General features: G+C 69.9%; 19 protein-coding genes. 12 read left to right on the top strand and 7 right to left on the bottom strand.

What is annotated here, in order from left to right; genetic code table 11:
• Position 1: 1 nt before the first annotated feature.
• The 7 genes from ACIQLD_RS07530 (at position 2) to ACIQLD_RS07500 (ending at position 6,055) form a co-directional block, all read left to right on the top strand.
• On the top strand, positions 2-661 hold the full coding sequence (locus tag ACIQLD_RS07530) for a response regulator transcription factor (RefSeq protein ID WP_402606866.1): 660 nt from the start codon (positions 2-4) through the stop codon (positions 659-661).
• Positions 658-2,226: an SLC13 family permease gene (locus tag ACIQLD_RS07525; protein ID WP_402606864.1), complete on the top strand. Its 1,569-nt coding sequence runs from the start codon at positions 658-660 to the stop codon at positions 2,224-2,226. The genes ACIQLD_RS07530 and ACIQLD_RS07525 overlap by 4 nt, the downstream gene beginning before the upstream one ends.
• A 119-nt stretch (positions 2,227-2,345) precedes the next feature.
• The gene (locus tag ACIQLD_RS07520; RefSeq protein ID WP_402606861.1) at positions 2,346-3,548 is read left to right on the top strand and encodes a glycerate kinase; all 1,203 of its coding nucleotides are present in this window, start codon (positions 2,346-2,348) and stop codon (positions 3,546-3,548) included.
• Positions 3,549-3,605: 57 nt separating this feature from the next.
• On the top strand, positions 3,606-4,076 hold the full coding sequence (locus ACIQLD_RS07515) for a MaoC family dehydratase N-terminal domain-containing protein (RefSeq protein ID WP_017829180.1): 471 nt from the start codon (positions 3,606-3,608) through the stop codon (positions 4,074-4,076).
• A complete protein-coding gene (locus tag ACIQLD_RS07510; RefSeq protein WP_402606858.1) occupies positions 4,076-4,474 on the top strand; it encodes a MaoC/PaaZ C-terminal domain-containing protein in 399 nt (132 codons plus the stop codon). The genes ACIQLD_RS07515 and ACIQLD_RS07510 overlap by 1 nt, the downstream gene beginning before the upstream one ends.
• Positions 4,475-4,487: 13 nt before the next feature.
• Positions 4,488-5,621, top strand: a complete 1,134-nt coding sequence (locus ACIQLD_RS07505) for a UDP-N-acetylmuramate dehydrogenase (RefSeq protein ID WP_402606855.1) — start codon at positions 4,488-4,490, stop codon at positions 5,619-5,621.
• 32 nt (positions 5,622-5,653) lie between these two features.
• Complete coding sequence (locus ACIQLD_RS07500) at positions 5,654-6,055, top strand: VOC family protein (protein ID WP_402606853.1); 402 nt, start codon at positions 5,654-5,656, stop codon at positions 6,053-6,055.
• Here the strand turns inward: ACIQLD_RS07500 and ACIQLD_RS07495 are convergent.
• The 3 genes from ACIQLD_RS07495 to ald all read right to left on the bottom strand — a co-directional run bounded on the left by ACIQLD_RS07495 (position 6,013) and on the right by ald (position 8,923).
• The gene (locus ACIQLD_RS07495; RefSeq protein ID WP_402606850.1) at positions 6,013-6,450 is read right to left on the bottom strand and encodes a hypothetical protein; all 438 of its coding nucleotides are present in this window, start codon (positions 6,448-6,450) and stop codon (positions 6,013-6,015) included. The two genes, ACIQLD_RS07500 and ACIQLD_RS07495, sit on opposite strands and share 43 nt — an antisense overlap.
• A 97-nt stretch (positions 6,451-6,547) precedes the next feature.
• The gene (locus ACIQLD_RS07490; RefSeq protein ID WP_402606847.1) at positions 6,548-7,747 is read right to left on the bottom strand and encodes a pyridoxal phosphate-dependent aminotransferase; all 1,200 of its coding nucleotides are present in this window, start codon (positions 7,745-7,747) and stop codon (positions 6,548-6,550) included.
• An 81-nt stretch (positions 7,748-7,828) separates the two neighbouring features.
• Positions 7,829-8,923 carry an alanine dehydrogenase gene (gene ald / locus ACIQLD_RS07485; RefSeq protein WP_402606845.1) on the bottom strand — a complete coding sequence of 365 codons (1,095 nt, stop codon included), beginning with the start codon at positions 8,921-8,923 and terminating at the stop codon, positions 7,829-7,831.
• Between the two features lie 103 nt (positions 8,924-9,026).
• Between ald and ACIQLD_RS07480 the strand changes: the two genes are divergently transcribed.
• On the top strand, positions 9,027-9,545 hold the full coding sequence (locus ACIQLD_RS07480; RefSeq protein ID WP_402606842.1) for an Lrp/AsnC family transcriptional regulator: 519 nt from the start codon (positions 9,027-9,029) through the stop codon (positions 9,543-9,545).
• Between the two features lie 15 nt (positions 9,546-9,560).
• On the opposite strand, the gene ACIQLD_RS07475 is transcribed toward ACIQLD_RS07480, so the two are convergent.
• Positions 9,561-11,015 carry a PLP-dependent aminotransferase family protein gene (locus tag ACIQLD_RS07475; protein WP_402606840.1) on the bottom strand — a complete coding sequence of 485 codons (1,455 nt, stop codon included), beginning with the start codon at positions 11,013-11,015 and terminating at the stop codon, positions 9,561-9,563.
• Positions 11,016-11,083: 68 nt separating this feature from the next.
• On the opposite strand from ACIQLD_RS07475, the gene ACIQLD_RS07470 reads away from it, so the two are divergent.
• Positions 11,084-12,082, top strand: coding sequence for an aldo/keto reductase (locus ACIQLD_RS07470; protein ID WP_402606837.1), 999 nt, complete (start codon positions 11,084-11,086; stop codon positions 12,080-12,082).
• A 12-nt stretch (positions 12,083-12,094) separates the two neighbouring features.
• Here ACIQLD_RS07470 and ACIQLD_RS07465 read toward each other — a convergent pair whose 3' ends face one another.
• From ACIQLD_RS07465 to aceA, 3 genes are all read right to left on the bottom strand, one after another.
• Entirely contained in the window at positions 12,095-12,526 is a 432-nt protein-coding gene (locus ACIQLD_RS07465) for a hypothetical protein (RefSeq protein ID WP_402606834.1), read from the bottom strand.
• 111 nt (positions 12,527-12,637) lie between these two features.
• Positions 12,638-14,293, bottom strand: coding sequence for a malate synthase A (aceB, locus tag ACIQLD_RS07460; RefSeq protein ID WP_402606832.1), 1,656 nt, complete (start codon positions 14,291-14,293; stop codon positions 12,638-12,640).
• Between the two features lie 40 nt (positions 14,294-14,333).
• Entirely contained in the window at positions 14,334-15,659 is a 1,326-nt protein-coding gene (gene aceA, locus ACIQLD_RS07455) for an isocitrate lyase (RefSeq protein ID WP_402606829.1), read from the bottom strand.
• A 133-nt stretch (positions 15,660-15,792) separates the two neighbouring features.
• Here aceA and ACIQLD_RS07450 point away from each other — a divergent pair, with 133 nt between their 5' ends.
• The 3 genes from ACIQLD_RS07450 to ACIQLD_RS07440 all read left to right on the top strand — a co-directional run bounded on the left by ACIQLD_RS07450 (position 15,793) and on the right by ACIQLD_RS07440 (position 19,761).
• Positions 15,793-17,244 (top strand): helix-turn-helix domain-containing protein, encoded by a 1,452-nt coding sequence (locus tag ACIQLD_RS07450; protein WP_402606827.1) that lies wholly within the window; start codon positions 15,793-15,795, stop codon positions 17,242-17,244.
• 297 nt (positions 17,245-17,541) lie between these two features.
• Positions 17,542-19,098 carry a glucoamylase family protein gene (locus tag ACIQLD_RS07445; protein ID WP_402606825.1) on the top strand — a complete coding sequence of 519 codons (1,557 nt, stop codon included), beginning with the start codon at positions 17,542-17,544 and terminating at the stop codon, positions 19,096-19,098.
• Between the two features lie 36 nt (positions 19,099-19,134).
• Positions 19,135-19,761: a TetR/AcrR family transcriptional regulator gene (locus ACIQLD_RS07440; RefSeq protein ID WP_402606823.1), complete on the top strand. Its 627-nt coding sequence runs from the start codon at positions 19,135-19,137 to the stop codon at positions 19,759-19,761.
• Positions 19,762-20,014: the final 253 nt, after the last annotated feature.

The raw sequence follows: 20,014 nt of genomic DNA, 5'->3' as shown, positions 1-20,014 counted from the left end.
GATGCGCAGCATCCTCATCGCCGAAGACGACCCGCACATCACCTCGTTCGTCCGCCGGGGCCTGCGCGCGGCCGGCTACGAGACCGCAGAGGCGGCCGACGGCCACACCGCGCTGCTGATGGCCCGCAGCGGCACGTTCGATCTGGTGCTGCTCGACATCGGGCTCGGCGGCATGGACGGCTTCGATGTGCTCGCCCACCTGCGCGGCGAGGGCGTCGCGACCCCGGTCATCATCCTCACCGCCCGTGACTCGGTCATCGACACGGTGCGGGGCCTGGAGGGCGGGGCGAACGACTACGTCACCAAGCCGTTCCAGTTCGCCGAGCTCATCGCCAGGGTGCGGCTGCGGATCGGCGACGGCGAGGGGCGCGCGGCCGGCCCAGTGCTCACCCACGGCGACGTGCGGGTCGATGTGCGCGCCCGCACGGTCACGGTCGACGGAGACATGCGCGAGCTCACCTCGCGGGAGTTCGCCCTGCTCGAGGTGTTCTTGCAGAACGCCGGCCAGGTGCTCTCGCGCGACCAGCTGATCGGGCACGTCTGGGGGATGGACTTCGATCCGGCCTCCAACGTCGTCGACGTGTACGTACGGGCGCTGCGGGGCAAGATCGGCGTCGATCGCATCGAGACGGTGCGCGGGGCGGGATACCGATTCCGATGAGTGATCGCCCCGAGACCACGGTGCCGTCGACAGTCGAGCGCACGCATTTCGCGACGATGCCGCCGCAGCGTCACCCGCTGCCCGTCGGGCGTCGCGTCCTGCGACCTCGACTCGCGCGCGGGCGCGTTCTGCGTCTGGCCGTGCTCGCACTCGTGCTGGTCGCCGGCGTCGCGATGACGCTTTCCGCGCTGACTCTGTCGCCCGGGAGCGGTGCACCGACGCTGCCGGTCGCGGTGACTCTCACCGTCTTCCTGCTGGCGGTGTGGGCCTGGACTTCGACGCAGCTCGACGACACGCTCGTCGCCTTCCTCGCCGCGATCGCCCTCATCGTCACCGGCGTGCTGCCGGCGAGCGACTTTTTCGCCTCCCTCGGCGACGAGACCATCTGGCTGCTCATCGGCGCGTTCGTGATCGCCTCCGCGGTGTCGTCCTCCGGCCTCGCACTGCGCGGCGCCTCGCATCTGCTGCGGTTCGCACGCGGGCCGCGAAGCCTGTTCCATCTCACCACCGTCGCCCTCACGCTCACCGCGTTCGCCGTGCCCGCCACGTCAGGGCGCGCCGCACTCGCCGTTCCGGTGTTCACGGCGGTCTCCACCGCCCTTCCGGGACGGGAACGGGTGATCCGCGCCCTCGCCCTGCTGATGCCGACGGTGGTGCTGCTCTCGGCCGTCGGATCCCTGCTCGGCGCGGGAGCGCACATCGTCACGGACCAGCTGCTGCGCGCCGCTGGTGCGGAGGGCTTCACGTTCCTGAGCTGGCTCTGGCTCGGGCTGCCGCTCGCCGTGGTCTCCTCGCACCTGGCCTGCGAACTCATCCTCTGGCGCTTCACCCACCGAGAGGACCGCACGACGCCGCTGCGGATGAGCGCCACGGACATCGGCCGTTCCGCGTCGACCGCTGTGACCGGACCGCTCAGCACGATGGAGCGACGGGCGGCCGTGCTGCTGGGCGGCGTGATCGTGCTCTGGGCCACCGAGCCGCTGCACCATCTGTCACCGGCCCTGGTCGCGCTCCTCGGAGCGGTCGCCGCCGTGACCCCCGGGATCGGCTGCCTGACCTTCCCCGCTGCGATCAAGCGCGTGCCGTGGTCGCTGCTGCTGTTCCTCGCCGCGACCCTCGCACTGGCCTCCGCGCTCACCTCCACGGGCGCCGCCGCCTGGCTGAGCTCGTCGGCGCTCGCCCCGCTCCGTGGGCTCGGCGCCGCGGGTGCCGTCGCGTTCGTGCTCGTGGTCATCGCGATGTCGACCGCTGCGCACTTGCTGATCCCGTCGCGGTCGGCGCGTTCCGCCGCGATCATCCCGGTCGTGATCGCGCTCGCTCCCGCACTCGGCGTCTCGCCGATGGCGGCGGCGTTCGCCTCGACCGCCGCGGCCGGCTTCTGCCACACGCTCCCCAGCTCGGCGAAACCGGTCGCGATGTTCGCCGACCCCGACATCGTGAGCGGGGGCTTCACCCCGCAGGACCTGCGCCGGCTCTCGGTGCTGCTGGCACCGGCGATGTTCGTGCTCGTGGCCGTCTTCGCCCTGTGGGTGTGGCCTCTGCTGGGGCTGCCGCTGCTGCTCTGATCAGCGGCCCCGGCCCATCCCACACCCGCTTCACTCCGCGTGCGCCGCCGGTGCACCGGTGCTCGTCGTGCCCGCACACCGGGCGCTCGTCGCCCTTCTCGGGCGCAGAAGGAGGAATCATGTCGATCCACACCCCGCAGCGCATCCTGGTCGCACCCAGTGGCTTCAAGGAGAGCCTGAGCGCCGAGGCCGTGGCCCAGGCCATCGCCGCCGGCGTTCGCCGGGTCATCCCCGGCGTGCAGGTGGACGAGTACCCGGTGCCGGACGGCGGAGAGGGCACGGCCGCCGCGCTCGCCGCGGCGACCGGGGGCGAGTTGGTGGCCGTGCGGGTCACCGGGCCCGTCGGCGATCCGGTTGATGCGCACTGGGCACGGCTCGGGCGACATGCGGCGGGTACTGCCGTCGTCGAGATGGCGTCCGCCGCGGGGCTTCGGCTCGTGCCCCGCGACCGCCGCGACCCGGGGGAGACCACCACCCGAGGAGTGGGCGAGCTGATCGCCGCGGCACTGGACGCCGGCGTCGAGCGGATCGTGGTGGGCTGCGGCGACTCCGGCACGAGCGACGGGGGTGCCGGAGCGCTCGAGGCGCTCGGGGTGCGCATCCTCGATCGTGAGGGCATGCCCCTGGCCGCGGGCGGGAGTCACCTCCGCGATGCGGCGCAACTTGATCTCACCGGTCTCCATCCCCGCATGGGCGAGGTCGAGATCGTGCTCGCGTGCAACATCCACAACGTGCTGTGCGGGACCCGTGGCGTGGCCCGGGTGTTCGGTCCGCAGAAGGGAGCGAATCCGGAGCAGGTGGAGCAGCTCGCGGATGCCCTCGACGTCTGGGCCGGTCTGCTTGAGGAGCAGAGCCCGTTCGGGGCGGCGATGGACGTGCGCACCGGTGGTGGCACGGGAGCATCGGGCGGACTCGGGGCGGGGCTCGCCGCCGTGCTCGGTGCGCGTCTCGCCCCGCGATTCGAGGTGCTCCTCGACAGCGGGCTGCTGCCCGAACCTCTCGATGAGCTGATGGCGGCGGCCGACCTCGTCATCACCGCCGAGGGGGCGATCGACTTCCAGACGCCTCGGGGCAAGGTGCCGGCTGAGATCGCGATGCGTGCCAGGGTCGCCGGCGTCCCGGTGCTCGGCATCGCCGGATCCCTGGGTGTCGGCGCGCCGACCGTGCATGACATCGGGATCGACGCGATAGCCTCGATCATCACCGTGCCGATGCCCCTCGAGCAGGCGGTGGAGCACGGCGAGGCACTGCTGCGCGACGCCGCGGAGCGCAGCATGAGGATGGTCCTGCTCGGATCGGCGATGTCCGCGCGGGCGGCCTGAACCGTGCGAGGCCGGTCCGCGGCCTGGGCCGCCGCCACCCCTCGGTAGGATCGAGGGGTGGCAGTGAATCAAGATCTGGTCGGCCGGGAGTTCCCGCCGACGGCCCCGTACCTCGTCGGCCGCGAGAAGGTGCGCGAGTTCGCTCGCGCTGTCTTCGCCGACGCCCCGCAGCACACCGACCTGAAGGCGGCCCGCGCGGCGGGCTTCTCCGACGTCGTGGCGCCGCCGACCTTCGCGATGGTCATCCAGGACCTCACGCTCCAGCAGCTGCTGGGCCAGGAGGACTCCGGCATCGTGCTCGCGCGCACCATCCACGCCGAGCAGCGCTTCACCTACACGCGCCCCATCGTGGCGGGCGACGAGCTCACCGCGCAGCTGCGCGTCACCGGCATCCGGATGATGGGCGGCAACGCGATGATCACCAGCGAGGCCGAGATCACCGACCCCGCGGGTGCCCACGTCGTCACAGCGACCAGCGTGCTGCTGGTCGGTGCCGAGCCGAGTGCGGATGAAGGAGAGGCCGCCTGATGGGCTACACCGTCGGAGACGTGCTCGCCGAGCGCACCGTGCACCTGACCCGCGAATCACTGGTGCGTTACGCGGGAGCGTCGGGTGACTTCAACCCCATCCACTACCGCGATGATGTCGCGGCATCCGTCGGGCTTCCCGGCGTGCTCGCGCACGGAATGCTCACGATGGGCATCGCCTCGTCGGTCGTCGTCGCGGTTCTCGACCCGGCGACCCGCATCCTCGACTACGGTGTGCGATTCACGAAGCCGGTCGTGGTCGACCCTGTCGACGGCGCCGACATCACGGTCGTCGCCACCGTGGGTGCCGTCGACGACGAGGCCGTGCGCATCGACCTCAAGGTCACGTTCGGCGAGACCACCGTGCTCGTCAAGGCGCAGCTGCGCATCGCCGTCTGATGAGGGCGAGCTGATGCGGGAGATCGAGCCGGTCCGTCTGGCGGAGCTGACCACGCTGCGCACAGGAGCGGCGCCGGAGCGGATGTTCGAGGCGACGACGACTGCCGGTCTCGTCGAGGCTCTGCGTGAGACGTGGGCGCGCGGCGACGAGTGGTTCGTCCTCGGTGGCGGCTCCAACCTCTTCGTGGGCGACGAGCCCTTCGAGGGCACGGTCATCCGCGTGCGCACCGAGGGCATCGATGAGCTGCCGTCCCCGCACGCCGGCCGCATCCGTCTGCGCGCGCAGGCCGGGCACGGCTGGGACGACCTCGTCGCCTATGCCGTCGCTCACGGGTATGCGGGTCTCGAGGCCATGAGCGGCATCCCCGGCACCGTGGGCGCGGCCCCCGTGCAGAACATCGGTGCCTACGGCCAGGAGGTCCAGGAGACTCTGGTCGAGGTCGAGCTGATCGACGAGTCGACCGGCGAGATCTCGACGGTTCCCGCCGCCGAGCTCGGTCTGGGCTTCCGCACCTCGGTGCTCAAGCACCACCACGGCAGTGTGCCGCTGCGCCGTGCCGTGATCCTCTCGGTGACCGTCGATCTGCCGATCGCGGGCGAGCGCGTGGTGCGCGGCGAGCAGCTGCGTCGGGCGCTGGGTCTGACCGATGAGACACCGGTTCCGCTGGGCTGGGTGCGCGAGCGCATCCTCGCGACTCGCGCCTCGAAGGGCATGCTTCTCGACGCGGACGACCCCGACACCCACGGGGTCGGCTCCTTCTTCCAGAACGCGATCGTGACGGCGGCGGTCGCGGGCTCCTTGCCCCCGGAGTGCCCGCGCTGGCCGGTCGCGCCCGATCTGGATGCCGTGACGGTGATCCCGCTGGCGTCTTACGACGGGCACGTGCCGGTGTCGAAGCCGGCGACGGTCTCCGACGTCAAGGTGAGCGCCGCGTGGCTCATCGAGCAGGCGGGCATCCGCAAGGGGTTCAAGCTCCCGCGCTCGCGCGCATCCGTGTCGACGAAGCACGCGCTCGCGCTGACCAACCGCGGCGGTGCGTCGGCCGGCGAGGTCGCCGAGCTCGCACGGTTCATCCAGAGCAGGGTGCATGCCGAGTTCGGTCTCGTGCTGCAGCCGGAGCCGGTCCTCGTCGGCGTCGAGCTGTAGGGCAGGTCGGCGGTCGCGGCTACACTCGCGGCATGACCGGACTGATCCCGTACCTGCTGTTCCCTGGCAACGCCGCAGAGGCGCTGCGTCATTACCGGTCGGTGTTCGGCGGCGACCTGCAGCTGCTCGACTACGCAACGGCCGGCCGACACGACGGACCGGGCGACGCGATCGCGCACGGGCAACTGCGTGGATCGGTCGAGCTCGCGGGAGCGGATGCGGGTGCGGATGATGACGCGGTGCAGATGGGCGGCATGTTCCTCTCGCTCCTCGGCACGGCCGACGCTCTGACCCTCACCGGCTGGTACGACAAGCTCGCCGCCGACGGCCGCGTGATCGACGCGCTGCAGAAGCGCCCGTGGGGAGACTTCGACGGCACGCTCGTCGACCGCTACGGCATCCGCTGGCTGATCGGCTTCCACCCCGAGGACTGAGGTGTCCCGATGTCGAAGTAGGGACGAGACGACGGCAGGAAGATCAGCACGACCGCCGTGGTGGTGAGGGCGAGGGCCGCGAGGGCGGCCCAGAACTCCCAGATCGGGGCTGCTACCGCCGGAACGTAGAGCGCGAGCGGGAGCGGGAACAGCAGGGTCGCATATCGCGCCCACGACTTTCGTCTTATCACCAGCACGGTGGTGGCCGTGTAGACGACCACGGGCACGAAGGGGAGCGCACTGAGCCACTGACGCGACTCTCCTCCCCAGTACCAGAGGAAGGGCGCGACGGCGAGGGAGAGGAAGAAGACCAGCACGGTCACCGTGATCAGGATGGGGAACGCCACCCGCAGAGTCACTGGCATCCGCTCATACTCCTGCTCGCCGTTCGTCATGCTTCCAGTATCGCTGAGCCTCGCTTGAGGGCAGGAGACGTCGTGACGAAGGCCCCTCCCATCTGCAGACGGGAGGGGCCTTCTTCGGTTCAGCGCGTCAGGCGAACAGACGCTGCAGGCGCTGCACGCCCTCGAGCAGCTGGTCGTCGCCGAGCGCGTACGACATGCGGATGTAGCCGGAGGGACCGAAAGCCTCACCGGGGACGACCGCGACCTCGGCCTGGTCGAGGATGAGGTCGGCGAGCTCGAGCGAGGTGGTCGGGGTCACGCCGCCCCAGGTGCGGCCGAGCAGACCCTGCACGTCGGGGTACACGTAGAACGCGCCGAGCGGGTTCGGGACCACGAGGCCGTCGATCTTCGACAGCTCCGAGACGATGAGCTGGCGGCGGCGGTCGAACGCCTGCCGGAACTGCTCGGCCTCGTCCTGCGGACCGTTGAGCGCGGCGATCGCGGCCTTCTGTGCGACGTTGTTCACGTTGCTGGTGAGGTGCGACTGCAGGTTGCCGGCGACCTTGATGGCGTCGGCAGGGCCGACCATCCAGCCCACTCTCCAGCCGGTCATGGCGTAGGTCTTCGCGACGCCGTTGACGAGGATCGTCTGACCCGCGACCTCGGGGACGGCCTCGACGATCGAGGTGGCCTTGACGCCCTCGTAGGTGAGGTTCTGGTAGATCTCGTCGCTGATGATCCAGATGCCGTGCTCGAGCGCCCACTCGCCGATGGCCTTCGTCTCAGCGGCGGTGTAGACGGAGCCGGTGGGGTTCGACGGGGAGACGAACACGAGTGCGGTGGTGCGGGCGGTGCGTGCGGCTTCGAGCTGCGCGACCGTGACCTTGTACTCCTGATCGGCCCCGGCGAAGACCTCGACGGGGGTGCCGTCGGCGAGGCGGATGGCCTCGGGATACGTGGTCCAGTACGGGGCGGGCAGCAGCACCTCGTCGCCGGGGTTCACCACCGCCTGGAACGCCTGGTAGACCGACTGCTTGCCGCCGTTGGTGACGATGACCTGGCTGGGGGCCACCTCGAGTCCGGAGTCGCGCAGCGTCTTCGCAGCGATCGCCTCGCGCAGCGCCGGCAGACCCGGTGCCGGCGTGTACCGGTAACTCGCCGGGTCGGCCAGGGCCTCGGCCGCCGCATCCACGATGAACTGCGGCGTCGCGAAGTCGGGCTCGCCGGCGGCGTACGAGATGACGTCCTTGCCTTCGGCCTTGAGGGCCTTGGCCTTGGCGTCGACCTTGAGGGTCGCGGACTCGGCGATGGCGGACAGCTTGCGAGAGAGAGGAGCGCGTTCGGTCACGATTACGAGCGTACTCGGATCGCTGCCGCAGAAGACGTGTGGGATGCCGCCAAGATCCGGAGTTCTTTCGGGTGCGGAAGGTCAGCCGGCAACGAGTCCGTGCGCCTGTGCGACGGCCGGAAGCGTGATGCGTCCGCCCTGCACGTTCAGACCCGCGGCCAGCGCGGCGTCGTCGGCCGCCGCCCGCTCCCAGCCCTTGCCGGCGATCGCCGAGACGTAGGGGAGGGTCGCGTTCGTCAGCGCACGGGTCGCGGTCTCGGGAACGGCGCCCGGCATGTTCGCCACGCAGTAGTAGATCGAGTCGTGCACCGCGAATGTGGGGTCGTCGTGGGTGGTCGGGCGCGAGCCCTCGAAGCACCCGCCCTGGTCGATCGCGATGTCGACCAGCACCGACCCGGGCTTCATCGCGGCGACCATGTCGTCGGTCACCAGCTTGGGCGCAGCGGCGCCCGGGATGAGCACGGAGCCGATCACGAGGTCGGCGGTCCTGAGCTCTTCGGCGATGTCGTAGCGGCTTGACGCACGCGTCTCGAGGGCGCCGCCGTAGCGGTGCTCGAGCTCGCGCAGACGCGGCAGGGAGACATCGATCACGGTGACCTTCGAGCCGAGGCCGAGGGCGTTCGCCGCGGCGTGCTCTCCGGCGACGCCGCCGCCGATCACGACGGTCTTGGCGCGCGGGGTTCCGGCGATGCCGCCCAGCAGCATTCCCCGTCCGCCTTGGGAGCGCAGCAGCGAGTACGAGCCCATGGTCACCGAGAGGCGTCCGGCGATCTCGCTCATCGGCACGAGCAGCGGCAGGCTGCGGTCGGGGAGCTGCACGGTCTCGTACGCGACGGCGGTCGTACCGGCATCCACGAGGGCGGTGGTCAGCGCCCGGTCGGCGGCGAGGTGCAGGTAGGTGAAGAGGGTGAGGTCGTCGCGCAGGAAGCCGTACTCCTGGGCGATCGGCTCCTTGACCTTGATGACCATATCGGCCTCGCCCCACGCGTCGGCAGCGGTCGCCACGATCTCGGCGCCGGCCGCGCGGTAGTCGTCGTCCGTGATGCGCGAGCCGAGACCGGCGCCGGACTGCACGAGCACCCGGTGGCCCTCATGAACCAGGCGGTCGGCACCGGCGGGAGTGAGGGAGACGCGGTTCTCGTTGTTCTTGACCTCGGTGGGGACGCCGATCTTCATTGATCCTCCAGGTTCGATGCGGTGCGGCACCCAGGATCGCAGAAACATCGACGGAACAACAGAATCCGTGAAGATGATTCGTCGAGTACGGAAATCCTGAATAATGCTTCGTATGGAAACGACGTCAGAGGCCCCGGAGCCGAACACCGTTCGGGCACCCGCCCTCGACGCGATCGACGCGAGGATCGTGCAGCTCCTCACGGCGGACGGCCGCATGACCAACGCAGAGCTCGCCGCGCGTCTCGGGGTGGCGCCCTCGACCGCGCACGCCCGACTGCGCGCCCTCGTCGAACGCGGGGTGATCACGGGCTTCCACGCGAGTGTGGACGAGCGGGCGCTGGGCGCGGGGCTGCAGGCGATCATCGGCGTCACGCTGCGTCCGAGCGGACGCCGGGAGAGCATCGTGGAGTTCGCGGACCGCGTGCGCGTGCTGCCGCCGGTGATCCAACTCTTCTTCCTCGGTGGCGACGACGACTTCCTGCTGCACATCGCGGTCGCCGACTCGTCAGAGATGCGCGAGTTCGTGCTCGAGCATCTCTCGGCGCAGAGCAGCGTCGCCTCCACTCGCACGAGCATCGTGTTCGACTATCACCGCAACTCGGTGGCGGCTTCCTTCCGCTGAGATCGAGGCTCGGCCTCAGCCCCTGCGAGCGGCCCGGATGATCGACGCGAGCAGGGCGACGGCCTCCTCGACGAGTGCGTCGTCGAGATCGCCATAGCCGAGCACCAGGGCCTCCGTCTGCGGATGGATGCACTCGTAGCGGGCCAGGGGAGTGAGGGCGAGGCCGATCGCCCGGCCCGTCGCCACGACGTCGGCGGGAACGGCCCCGGCGGGCACGGCCAGCACCAGGTGCATTCCCGCGGCGATCCCCGACACGGGCAGTTCGGGCAGTTCGCGCCGCAGCGCATCGAGCAGGCGCTGCCGGCGGCGACGGAACCGTGCCCGCGAAGACCGCAGATGCCGTTCGAGGTCGCCGCGCGTGATGAACTCCGCGAGCGCGGCCTGATCGATCAGAGAGGGCGGTGCGGCCGACTGAACGGGAGCGAGGCCGGAGGGCAGCAGCATCCACCCGAGTCCGAGCGCGGGCGACACCGACTTCGACAGTGAGCCGATCAGCGCGACCCGCTCGGGGTCGAGGCGCTGCAGCGTGGGGATCGGACGCCGGTCGTAGCGGAACTCGGCGTCGTAGTCGTCTTCGATCAGGAGGCCGTCGTGCTCTCGGGACCAACGGATGAGCGCCTCACGTCGGGCAGGGGCGAGCGCGGCTCCGAGGGGGAACTGATGTGCCGGGGTGATGAGGGCCGCCCTGGCTCCGGTGCCGGACGCAAGCTCCATCAGCCGCGCGGTGTCGATGCCGTCGTCGTCGACCGGGACCGGGATCGGACGAAGGCCGTGCTCTTCGGCGACCGCGCGCAGGCGGGGCCAGCTCGGGTCTTCCACCAGGATGTCGCGATGACCCTGTCGATGCAGTTCGCGGGACAGGATTCCCATGCCGTCGGTCGCGCCGTGGGTGATGGTGACGCGCGCGGCGTCGGCGACGGCGTGCCGGGAACGGGAGAGGTAGGCGGCGACCGCGGCGCGCGCGGGGGCATATCCGAGGGGATGGGCTGCGGCGAGGTCACGGTCAGGGAGTGCGGTGATCGCAGCCCGCAGCGCGGCAACCCAGCGGGCGCGGGGAGTCGCCCGGAGGTCGGGGATGCCGGGTCGCAGGTCGTAGCGCACGGGCGGGGTGGCGTCGACGAGGGCAGCGTTGCCGTCCGCAGGCTCGGAGGTCAGAGCGAGTCGTGTCGGGTCGAGCGCCCGTCCGTGCTGCTCTGCCACCCTCGTCGCAGATCCGGTCCGCGCCTCCAGCACTCCTTCGGCGACCAGTTGTCCGTATGCCTCGGTGACCACCCAACGCGAGACGCCGAGCGTCTCGGCCAGCGTGCGGCTGGGTGGCACGGCGGATCCGGCCGAGAGGCGCCCCTCGGCGATCGCCCGACGCAGGGCGGTCTCCACGCGGTCACGCAGGGGCCGCGCGCCCGCAGAGCTGCTCTCGGCCTCGAGGTCGAGGAGGGTCTCCCACGCAAGAATCGGTCTGGTGTTCTGCATCGTGATTGGAGTGTATCCCCGAGCCGATCTCTCTCTAGCGTGGAGCCATCCCCCGAGAAAGGACCACCATGCAGTACCGCACCCTCTCTGACGGCCGCACCTCGTTCGACGTCTCGACCCTGTGTCTGGGCGCGATGAACTTCGGCACCCGCACCGACGAGGCCACCGCGCGCGCGATCCTCGACCGCTTCGTCGAAGCCGGCGGCACCTTCATCGACACCGCCAACAACTACAGCCTCTGGGCAGGCGGCACCGGTCGCGACAGTGAAGACCTGCTGGGCCGGTGGATGAGCGACCGCGGCAACCGCGACGCGCTGCGCATCGCCACCAAGCTCGGCGCCGCGCAGAAGGATCCGTCGAAGCCGCTGTCGAACACCCCGCCGACGAACTTCGAGGGGCTCGCCGCCGAGGTCATCCTCCGACAGGCACCGGAGAGCGCTCGGCATCTCGGCATCGACCACATCGACGTCCTCTACGGACACGTCGATGACAGCGATGTCGCGCTCGCCGAGACGGTCGGCGCGTTCGGTGAACTCCAGCGCGAGGGGCTCGTCGGCATCACCGGTATCTCGAACGTGCCGACCTGGCGTGTGGTCGAGGCGCGCGAGGAGGCGCAGCGGCGGGGTATCGCGCCCTACGGTGTGGTGCAGCAGCAGTACAGCTACCTGTATCCCGCGCCGCGCTTCGGACGGAACAACTTCGTCACCCCCGGCCTGCTCGACTACGCGGCATCCACCGGTACCCCCGAACGGCCGCAGCTCGCCATCACCGTGTACTCGCCGCTGCATCAGGGCGGAATCGCCCGTCTCGACAAAGCCCTGTGGGGCGGAGTCGATCACCCCACCAGCCATGCACGCCGCGCGCTGCTGCACGAGGTCGCGACGGAGATCGGCGCGACGCCGAACCAGGTCGCCCTCGCGTGGCTTCTCGGCGCAGAGGTCCCGGTGATCCCCGTCGTCGGAGTGTCGTCGCTCGCCCAGCTGGACGAGGCACTGGGCGCGGCGGATCTGGTGCTGGATGCCGAGGTGCGCGAGCGCCTCGACGCCGAACCGGCCGACGCCCGCTGAGGGCTGGCGCGGTCAGGCGCCGTAGGAGGCGGGCAGCGCGCAGTAGTCGGCGAACCGCCGCGCCGGATGCGCGGGATCGGTCACATCGACGATCGAACCCGCGACCGTGTGCGGTGGCTCGTCGCCGGCGAGCTGCCACACCGCGTAGTTCCACATGCCCCTGGTGCGCTCGCCGAGCAGAGTCGCCGGTCCGGAGACGAGCAGGATGTCGTCGCTCTTCGGGCCTTCGCGGAACGCGGTGACCACGGAGCGCAGTTCGGCCTCGGCGCCGTCCGGCGAGTGCTCGCGGATGACCGGCTGCCCCGATGCGGTCAGCGCGGCCGCGAGGTCGTCTGCCGCCTGTCGCGAGCGCTCGGCATCCGCCCCGGCCACCGCGAGCAGCCGCCGACCGCGCGGGTAGAAGTGCAGGAACTCGGAGGCGATGTCCGCCCAGACGTCGGTCATGCCTCCAGGCTACGCCCGGCGAGGGGCGGGGGAGCGGGAAACGAGGGAGCCCCCGGGACTACGGCGGATGCCGCAGCCCGGGGGCTCCCTCGTCTGCTCAGTCCTCGTCGATCAGTCCTCGTCGATCAGGAACCGGCTGTAGGCGCCCAGCGTGAGGAAGGTGGGGAACTCCTCCTGCAGCGCGACCTCGCGGAAGATCTCCGCCGCGTCGTCGTAGCGGTCGCCGTGGCTGCGCGTCGCCTGCGCGAGCACCTGGGTGATCAGACCCTCGATGTACTCCGCCGTGATCGGGGTGCCGTCTTGCGTGGTGCGGTCCTGGTGGATCCACTGCCACACCTGCGAGCGGCTGATCTCGGCCGTCGCGGCATCCTCCATCAGGTTGTCGATCGCCACGGCGCCGAGTCCGCGCAGCCAGGCCTCGAGGTAGCGGATGGCGACCGAGACGTTGTCGCGCACACCTTGCGCCGTGATGGGGCGGCCGATGTGCAGGTCGAGCAGGTCGCGGGCCTCGACGTGCACGTCGTCGCGCTGACGGTCGACCTGGTTGGGGCGGTCGCCCAGCACGGCATCGAACTCGGCCTGCGCCGTGGGGATCAGGTCGGGGTGCGCCACCCAGGTGCCGTCGAAGCCGTCGCCGGCCTCGCGCTTCTTGTCGGCCGTGACCTTCTCGATCGCGCGTGCCGTCACCTCGGGGTCGCGGCGGTTGGGGATGAACGCGCTCATGCCGCCGATCGCGAAGGCGCCCCGCTTGTGGCAGGTCTGCACGAGCAGGTCGGTGTACGCCCGCATGAACGGAACCGTCATCGTGACCTCGCTGCGGTCGGGCAGCACGAAGCGCGCCCCGCGGCCGCGGTAGTTCTTGATGATCGAGAAGATGTAGTCCCAGCGGCCGGCGTTCAGGCCCGCGCAGTGGTCGCGCAGCTCGTAGAGGATCTCGTCCATCTCGAACGCGGCGGGCAGGGTCTCGATCAGCACGGTCGCACGGATCGTGCCATGCCGGATTCCGATGTACTCCTCACTGAACGAGAACACGTCGTCCCACAGCTTCGCCTCCTCGCTGGACTCGAGCTTGGCGATGTAGAAGTACGGTCCGCGACCGCCGTCGATCAGCGCCTGCGCGTTGTGCAGGAAGTAGAGGCCGAAGTCGACCAGGGAGCCGGATGCCGAGGTGCGACGACCGGCCCGGTCGATGAAGGCGATGTGCTTCTCGGGCAGGTGCCACCCGCGAGGGCGCATCACGATCGTGGGCGTGCGCTCCGCCGTGACGCGGTACTCCTTGCCTTCGGGAGACGTGAACGACAGCTCGCCGCGGATGGCGTCACGGAGCGACAGCTGCCCCTCGATGACGTTCTTCCAGGTCGGGCTCGTGGCATCCTCCTGGTCGGCGAGCCACACCCGCGCGCCGGAGTTCAGCGCGTTGATCGTCATCTTCGGGTCGGTGGGCCCGGTGATCTCGACGCGGCGGTCTTCGAGACCCGGCCCGGCACCGGCGACCCGCCAGTCGCGGTCTTCACGGATGTGCGCCGTGTCGTCGCGGAAGCGCGGGTCGTGCCCGTTGCCGATCTCGAAGCGGCGGCGCATGCGGTCGGCGAGGCGGTCGTGACGGCGGGAGGCGAACCGGTGGTGCAGCTCGGTGAGGAAGGCGATCGCCTCGGGGGTGAGGATCTCCTCGTAGCGGTCGCGGAGGGGGCCGGTGACCTCGATCGCGGGACCCTGCTGGGTCGTCTGGATCGGAGCCGTGGTCGGGGGAGCGGTGGGAGTGGTCATGATCGTGAGTCCTTTACGTTGCGTCGAACGTCGCGACGGATCAGTGGAACTGCGCGGCTTCGGTGGAGCCGGCGAGGGCGAGCGTCGCGCTGTCGGGGTTGAGCGCGGTGGAGATGACGTCGAAGTAGCCGGTGCCCGCCTCGCGCTGGTGCTTGGTGGCGGTGTAGCCGTCTGCTTCTGCGGCGAACTCGGCTTCCTGCAGCTCGACGTATGCGCTCATGGCGCGATCGGCGTAGCCGCGGGCGAGGTCGAACATCGAGTAGTTCAGGGCGTGGAAGCCGGCCAGCGTGATGAACTGGAACTTGTAGCCCAGGTCTGACAGCTCCTGCTGGAACGTCGCGATCTCGGCGTCCGACAGGTGCTTCTTCCAGTTGAAGCTCGGCGAGCAGTTGTACGCCAGGAGCTTGCCGGGGAACTGCTCGTGGATCGCTGCGGCGAACGCGCGGGCGAGCTCGATGTCGGGCTCTCCCGTCTCGACCCACAGCAGGTCGGCGTAGGGGGCGAAGGCGAGGCCGCGGCTGATGACCGATTCCAGACCAGGGCGGATCCGGTAGAACCCCTCGGTGGTGCGCTCGCCGGTGGTGAATTCCTGGTCGCGCTCGTCGACGTCGCTGGTGAGCAGGTCGGCGGCGAGGGCATCCGTGCGGGCGATGATGACGGTCGGGACCCCCGCGACGTCGGCCGCGAGGCGGGCCGCGTTCAGGGTGCGGATGTGCTGCTGGGTGGGCACGAGCACCTTGCCGCCGAGGTGGCCGCATTTCTTCTCGCTGGCGAGCTGGTCCTCCCAGTGAATGCCGGCGGCGCCCGACTGGATGAGCGACTGCGCGAGCTCGTAGGCGTTCAGGGGCCCGCCGAAGCCCGCCTCGGCGTCGGCGACGATCGGGGCGAGCCAGTCCTGCGTGGTCTCGCCCTCAGCGTGCTCGAGCTGGTCCTGGCGGATGAGCGCGTTGTTGATGCGGCGCACGACTGCCGGCACCGAGTTCGCCGGGTACAGCGACTGGTCGGGGTAGGTCTGGCCGGCGAGGTTGCCGTCGGCGGCGACCTGCCACCCGGAGAGGTAGATGGCCTTGAGCCCGGCGCGTACCTGTTGCACGGCCTGGCCGCCCGTGTAGGCACCGAGTGCTCGGACGTAGTCCTCGGTGTGCAGGAGGTTCCAGAGGTTGTCGGCCCCGCGGTGGGCGAGAGTGGCCTCTTCGCGGACGGAGCCGCGGATGCGGATGACGTCTTCTGCCGAGTAGGTGCGCTCGACGCCGTCCCAGCGGGGATCGGTGTCCCAGATCTCCTGGAGCTCGGCGGCCGTCTGAACCTGGTCGCCGGCTCGCAGACCGGCGGGGCGGGGCGTCGGGGTGTGGGCGGTGTTCGTCATGGTGTCTCCTCGGTGGATCCGGCGGCTGTGCCGGTGTGGCGTGGTTCCACTGTGAGTGAAGTTCAGGGGGCTACCCGACCGATTACGTAGAGAAGATCGGCCGAAATTCTGTTTCTGTGACAGAATCGGCCGCATGAGCACCATCGACGCTGCAGAAGAGACCGACGCCCTCACGATCGGCCGCCGCATCCGCCAGCTCCGCACGGCGAAGGGCATGACCCTCGACGACCTCGCTTCCGCCGTCGATCGGGCGCCGAGCCAGATGTCGATGATCGAGACCGGCAAGCGCGAACCCAAACTCACGCAGCTGCAGGCGATCGCCCGCGCGCTCGGCGTCACGATCGACGCCCTGTTGGAGGGCGAGCCGCTCGACGAGCGCAGCGCAGTCGAGATCGCACTGGAGCGCGCGATGAAGGGGCAGACGTTCCAGGCGCTGGGCATCGAGCCGTTCCGCATCGCGAAGAGTCTGCCGACGGATGCGCTGAAGGCGCTGCTCGCGCTGCACGGGGAGATCGACCGGCTCAAGGACGAGCGGGCGGCGACGCCGGAGGAGGCGCGGCGGGCGAACGTCGAGCTGCGGCACCTGATGCGGAGGCAGGACAACCACTTCGCCGACCTCGAGGCGAAGGCCGCCGAGATCCTCGCCGCGGTCGGTCACCCCGGTGGTCCGCTGACGCAGCGCACCGCGTCCGAGATCGCGGCCTACCTGGGCTTCACCCTGCACTACGCCCCCGACCTGCCGCAGACCACCCGCAGTGTCGCCGACCTCGCGAACGGCCGGCTCTACCTGTCGAGCAGCGTGCCCGCGAAGGGCGATGCTCGCACCGCGGTGCTGCAGGCGCTGTCGAGCCGCATCCTCGGGCACTCCGAGCCGCGCAGCTACGCCGAGTTCCTGCGGCAGCGCGTCGAGACCAACTACCTCACCGGCGCGCTCCTCATCCCCGAGGCGCATGTCGTGCCCGCGTTGAAGGACGCCAAGCAGCGTCGGGCGATCTCGATCGAAGACCTGCGTGACGCCTACTCGGTGTCGTACGAGACGGCCGCGCATCGGTTCACGAACCTCGCGACCCGGCACCTCGACATCCCGGTGCACTTCCTCAAGGTGCATGAGTCGGGCACGATCACCAAGGCGTACGAGAACGACGACGTGAACTTCCCCACCGACCGCCTCGGAGCCATCGAGGGGCAGATGTGCTGCCGTCGGTGGACCTCGCGCGTGGTGTTCGACGAAGACGACCGCTTCAATCCGTACTACCAGTACACCGACACCGGCAACGGCACGTACTGGTGCACCGCTCGGGTGGAGTCGTCGAGCGAGGGGCTGCACTCCGTCAGCGTGGGCGTGCGCTTCGACGACACGAAATGGTTCGTGGGGCGCGACACGTCGCATCGTGGTGTGTCGAAGCACTCGGTCGAGGTGTGCTGCCGTCGGGCTCCTTCCGAGTTGGAGGACCGCTGGCGCGAGAACTCCTGGCCCAACGTGAAGACCCCCCGCACGCTGCTGGCGACCCTGCCGACCGGGGCCTTCCCCGGCGTCGACACGACCGACGTCTACGAGTTCCTCGAGGCGCACGCACCGCGCTGAGCCCCACCCCGCCCGTCCCCGCCCCCGCCAGTCCCCGCCCGCCCCCGCCCGTCCCCGCCCCGCCCCCGCCCGTCCCCGCCCCGCCCCGGCCCGGCGTTCCGGTCGCAGTTGCTGCCGCCCGGGAGCGGCGAAGGCGACAGGAAGTGCGACCGGAGCAGATGGATCGACTCGCGCGGGCATCCTGCGCAGGCTTACGGAGCGGAGGGGAGAAGGGGTTGAGCCAACACTGAACACATGTTAGGTTTTCGCTGTTGAGTGGCTCCGGTCAGCGGCGCCCGTTCTCGATGAGGAGACGCGATGAAGCGATGGATGAGCACGCTGGCGGCGGTCGGACTCGTCGTGTCGGGCCTGGCTGTCGCCGGACCGGCCGCGGCGGGGAACGGTCGTCCTGGCAACGCCGAGCTGCAGCGCTGGGCGCAGGACACCTGGGCTTCGCTGGTGGCGATGACCGATGAGCAGACGGGCCTTCCCGCTGACAACATCACCGGTGATCTGCAGACCGCCAGTGCGTACACCTCTCCGACGAACATCGGCGGATACCTGTGGTCGACCGTCACCGCGCGCGATCTCGGCATCATCAGCGCCGACGAGGCACGCGTCCGCCTGTCCGCCACCCTCGACACCCTCGATGGGCTCGAACGCAACGACGCGAGCGGCATGTTCTACAACTGGTACTCGCCGACGACGGGGGAGAAGCTGACGACCTGGCCCGACTCCGGCGACCCGGTGCATCCTTTCCTCAGCACGGTCGACAATGGTTGGCTCGCCGCCGCGCTGCGCATCGTCCGCGAGGCAGACCCCACGCTCGCGGGGCAGGCCGACGCCCTCTACGACTCGATGGACTTCGCCTCGTTCTTCGACCCTGCCGGTGCCGCCGGCCTTCCCGCCGGCACGAACCGCGGCGGATTCTGGGAGCAGGCGCCGCCGGACTGCAGCGTCGCGGCTGCGATGTACAACGGATCGGGCGAGACTGCGTATTACACCTGCCACCACTACGACACGACCGTGAGCGAGAGCCGCATCGCGACCTATCTCGGCATCGCCAACGGTCAGATCCCGGCGACGGCGCTCTACGGCACGCACCGCACGATGCCGCCGGGCTGCGACTGGGCCTGGCAGGAGCAGCTCCCCGAGGGGGAGTACCGCACCTACAGCGGCGTCGAGGTGTGGGAGGGCGCGTACAACTACGACGGGATGTCGTTCGTTCCGAGCTGGGGCGGCAGCATGTTCGAGTCGCTGATGCCCGACCTGCTCGTCCCTGAGACGAAGTGGGGGCCGAAGTCGTGGAAGCTCAATCATCCGATCACGGTCTCCGTGCAGAAGCAGCACGGGCTCGACGAGGCCGGATACGGATACTGGGGCTTCTCGCCCGCGAGCGATCCCTTCGGTGGATACGCGGAGTACGGCGTCGACATCGCGGGTATGCGATCCGACGGCTACACGTCCGACGCGGAGAAGACCGACGTCGATGTGGACCGTCCGGGCTGTTCGGCGGGTACGAACCCTGCTCCCGAGTTCGGCGACGGCGTGGTCACGCCACATGCGGCCTTCCTCGCACTGCCCTATGACCGCAAGGGCGTGCTGCGCAACCTCGAAGGTATCGAGAACGATCTCGGCGCCTACGGCCCCGGCGGGTTCTACGACGCGGTCGCTGTGAACAGCGGCACGATCGCCGAGCGCTATCTCTCCCTCGACCAGTCGATGATCATGGCGGCGATCGGCAATGAGCTCACGAAGGATAGGCTCAAGGACTACTTCGTGGATCGCGAGATGGAGAAACTCCTGCGTCCCGCGATGCGACAGCAGGAATTCGGCTCGTCGTGGGGTGCAGGAGGCGAGGGCCATAAGGGCTGAGCCCCCGCTTCCTCACGCGAGGGATGGGAGTGGGCGGTGGGAACGGACGGTCAGCCGACGGCGGGTCGAGGCTCCCGTGGCCCCTACGCCACGGGGCAGGCGCGACGACAGGCGATCGTCGACGAGGCGCTGGTCGTCTTCTCCCGGACAGGTTTCCACGGCGGGTCCCTGCGGGAGATCGCGAAGCGCGTCGGGGTGACGCCCGCCGGCCTCCTGCATCACTTCGCCGACAAGGAAGAGCTGTTCGCGGAGGTGCTGCGCCAGCGCGACGAGAAGGTGCGTGCGGCTGCGGGCGACCCCGCCGAGCACACCCTGCTCGAGCAGGCGAAGAGAGTCGTCGCCCACAACCAGACCTCGCGCGGCCTGACGTCGCTGTATGCGATCGTCTCGGCCGAGGCGACTGACCCGGAGCATCCGTCGCACGCCGACTTCGCCGCCCGTTACCGGGCGCGAGCCGACGACGCCGCGGAGATCCTGCGCCGCGGTCAGGAGGCCGGTGAGGTGCGCGATGACATCGACCCCGCACTCGCCGCCCGCCTGATCAGTGCCGTCATGGACGGGATCCAGCTGCAGTGGCTCCTGGATGAGACCGTCGACATGGTTCCCCTCTTCGACGAGTTCGTGCGCCGCTACCTCCACCCCGCTTCTCCTCCCCAGCCCTGACGAGCTCCCGCTCCCGCTCCCGCCCCGCTCCCGCCCCGCTCCCGCTCCGCTCCGTGTCGTCGAGTGCACGACTTCCTGCCGAGTGCACGGCTTCTCTGCGTCGACGAGCCGTGCGCTCGTCGAGTTCACGTGCACTCGACGACACTCCCGATGACACTCCCGATGCCACTCTCGGCGACGGTTGAGTCGTCAAAAGTTAGTTTGATCTTGCTTAGTCAATCTTGACTATGTTACTTTCATCGAGCCATCAACG

Origin of the sequence: Microbacterium sp. NPDC091662 (assembly GCF_044756705.1) — a bacterium.
In the GTDB taxonomy this organism is placed as follows: Bacteria; Actinomycetota; Actinomycetes; order Actinomycetales; family Microbacteriaceae; genus Microbacterium.
Note: the sequence above shows the minus strand (reverse complement) of the source record. Positions and strands in the feature narration are given on the sequence as shown.

Excerpts from the sequence above, each read along its gene's own strand:
- ACIQLD_RS07530 (WP_402606866.1), top strand. The coding sequence starts at position 2 with ATGCGCAGCATCCTCATCGCCGAAGACGACCCGCACATCACCTCGTTC.
- ACIQLD_RS07525 (WP_402606864.1), top strand. The coding sequence starts at position 658 with ATGAGTGATCGCCCCGAGACCACGGTGCCGTCGACAGTCGAGCGCACG.
- ACIQLD_RS07520 (WP_402606861.1), top strand. The coding sequence starts at position 2,346 with ATGTCGATCCACACCCCGCAGCGCATCCTGGTCGCACCCAGTGGCTTC.
- ACIQLD_RS07510 (WP_402606858.1), top strand. The coding sequence starts at position 4,076 with ATGGGCTACACCGTCGGAGACGTGCTCGCCGAGCGCACCGTGCACCTG.
- ACIQLD_RS07505 (WP_402606855.1), top strand. The coding sequence starts at position 4,488 with ATGCGGGAGATCGAGCCGGTCCGTCTGGCGGAGCTGACCACGCTGCGC.
- ACIQLD_RS07500 (WP_402606853.1), top strand. The coding sequence starts at position 5,654 with ATGACCGGACTGATCCCGTACCTGCTGTTCCCTGGCAACGCCGCAGAG.
- ACIQLD_RS07495 (WP_402606850.1), bottom strand. The coding sequence starts at position 6,450 with ATGACGAACGGCGAGCAGGAGTATGAGCGGATGCCAGTGACTCTGCGG.
- ald (WP_402606845.1), bottom strand. The coding sequence starts at position 8,923 with ATGAAGATCGGCGTCCCCACCGAGGTCAAGAACAACGAGAACCGCGTC.
- ACIQLD_RS07480 (WP_402606842.1), top strand. The coding sequence starts at position 9,027 with ATGCTTCGTATGGAAACGACGTCAGAGGCCCCGGAGCCGAACACCGTT.
- ACIQLD_RS07475 (WP_402606840.1), bottom strand. The coding sequence starts at position 11,015 with ATGCAGAACACCAGACCGATTCTTGCGTGGGAGACCCTCCTCGACCTC.
- ACIQLD_RS07470 (WP_402606837.1), top strand. The coding sequence starts at position 11,084 with ATGCAGTACCGCACCCTCTCTGACGGCCGCACCTCGTTCGACGTCTCG.
- ACIQLD_RS07465 (WP_402606834.1), bottom strand. The coding sequence starts at position 12,526 with ATGACCGACGTCTGGGCGGACATCGCCTCCGAGTTCCTGCACTTCTAC.
- aceB (WP_402606832.1), bottom strand. The coding sequence starts at position 14,293 with ATGACCACTCCCACCGCTCCCCCGACCACGGCTCCGATCCAGACGACC.
- aceA (WP_402606829.1), bottom strand. The coding sequence starts at position 15,659 with ATGACGAACACCGCCCACACCCCGACGCCCCGCCCCGCCGGTCTGCGA.
- ACIQLD_RS07450 (WP_402606827.1), top strand. The coding sequence starts at position 15,793 with ATGAGCACCATCGACGCTGCAGAAGAGACCGACGCCCTCACGATCGGC.
- ACIQLD_RS07445 (WP_402606825.1), top strand. The coding sequence starts at position 17,542 with ATGAAGCGATGGATGAGCACGCTGGCGGCGGTCGGACTCGTCGTGTCG.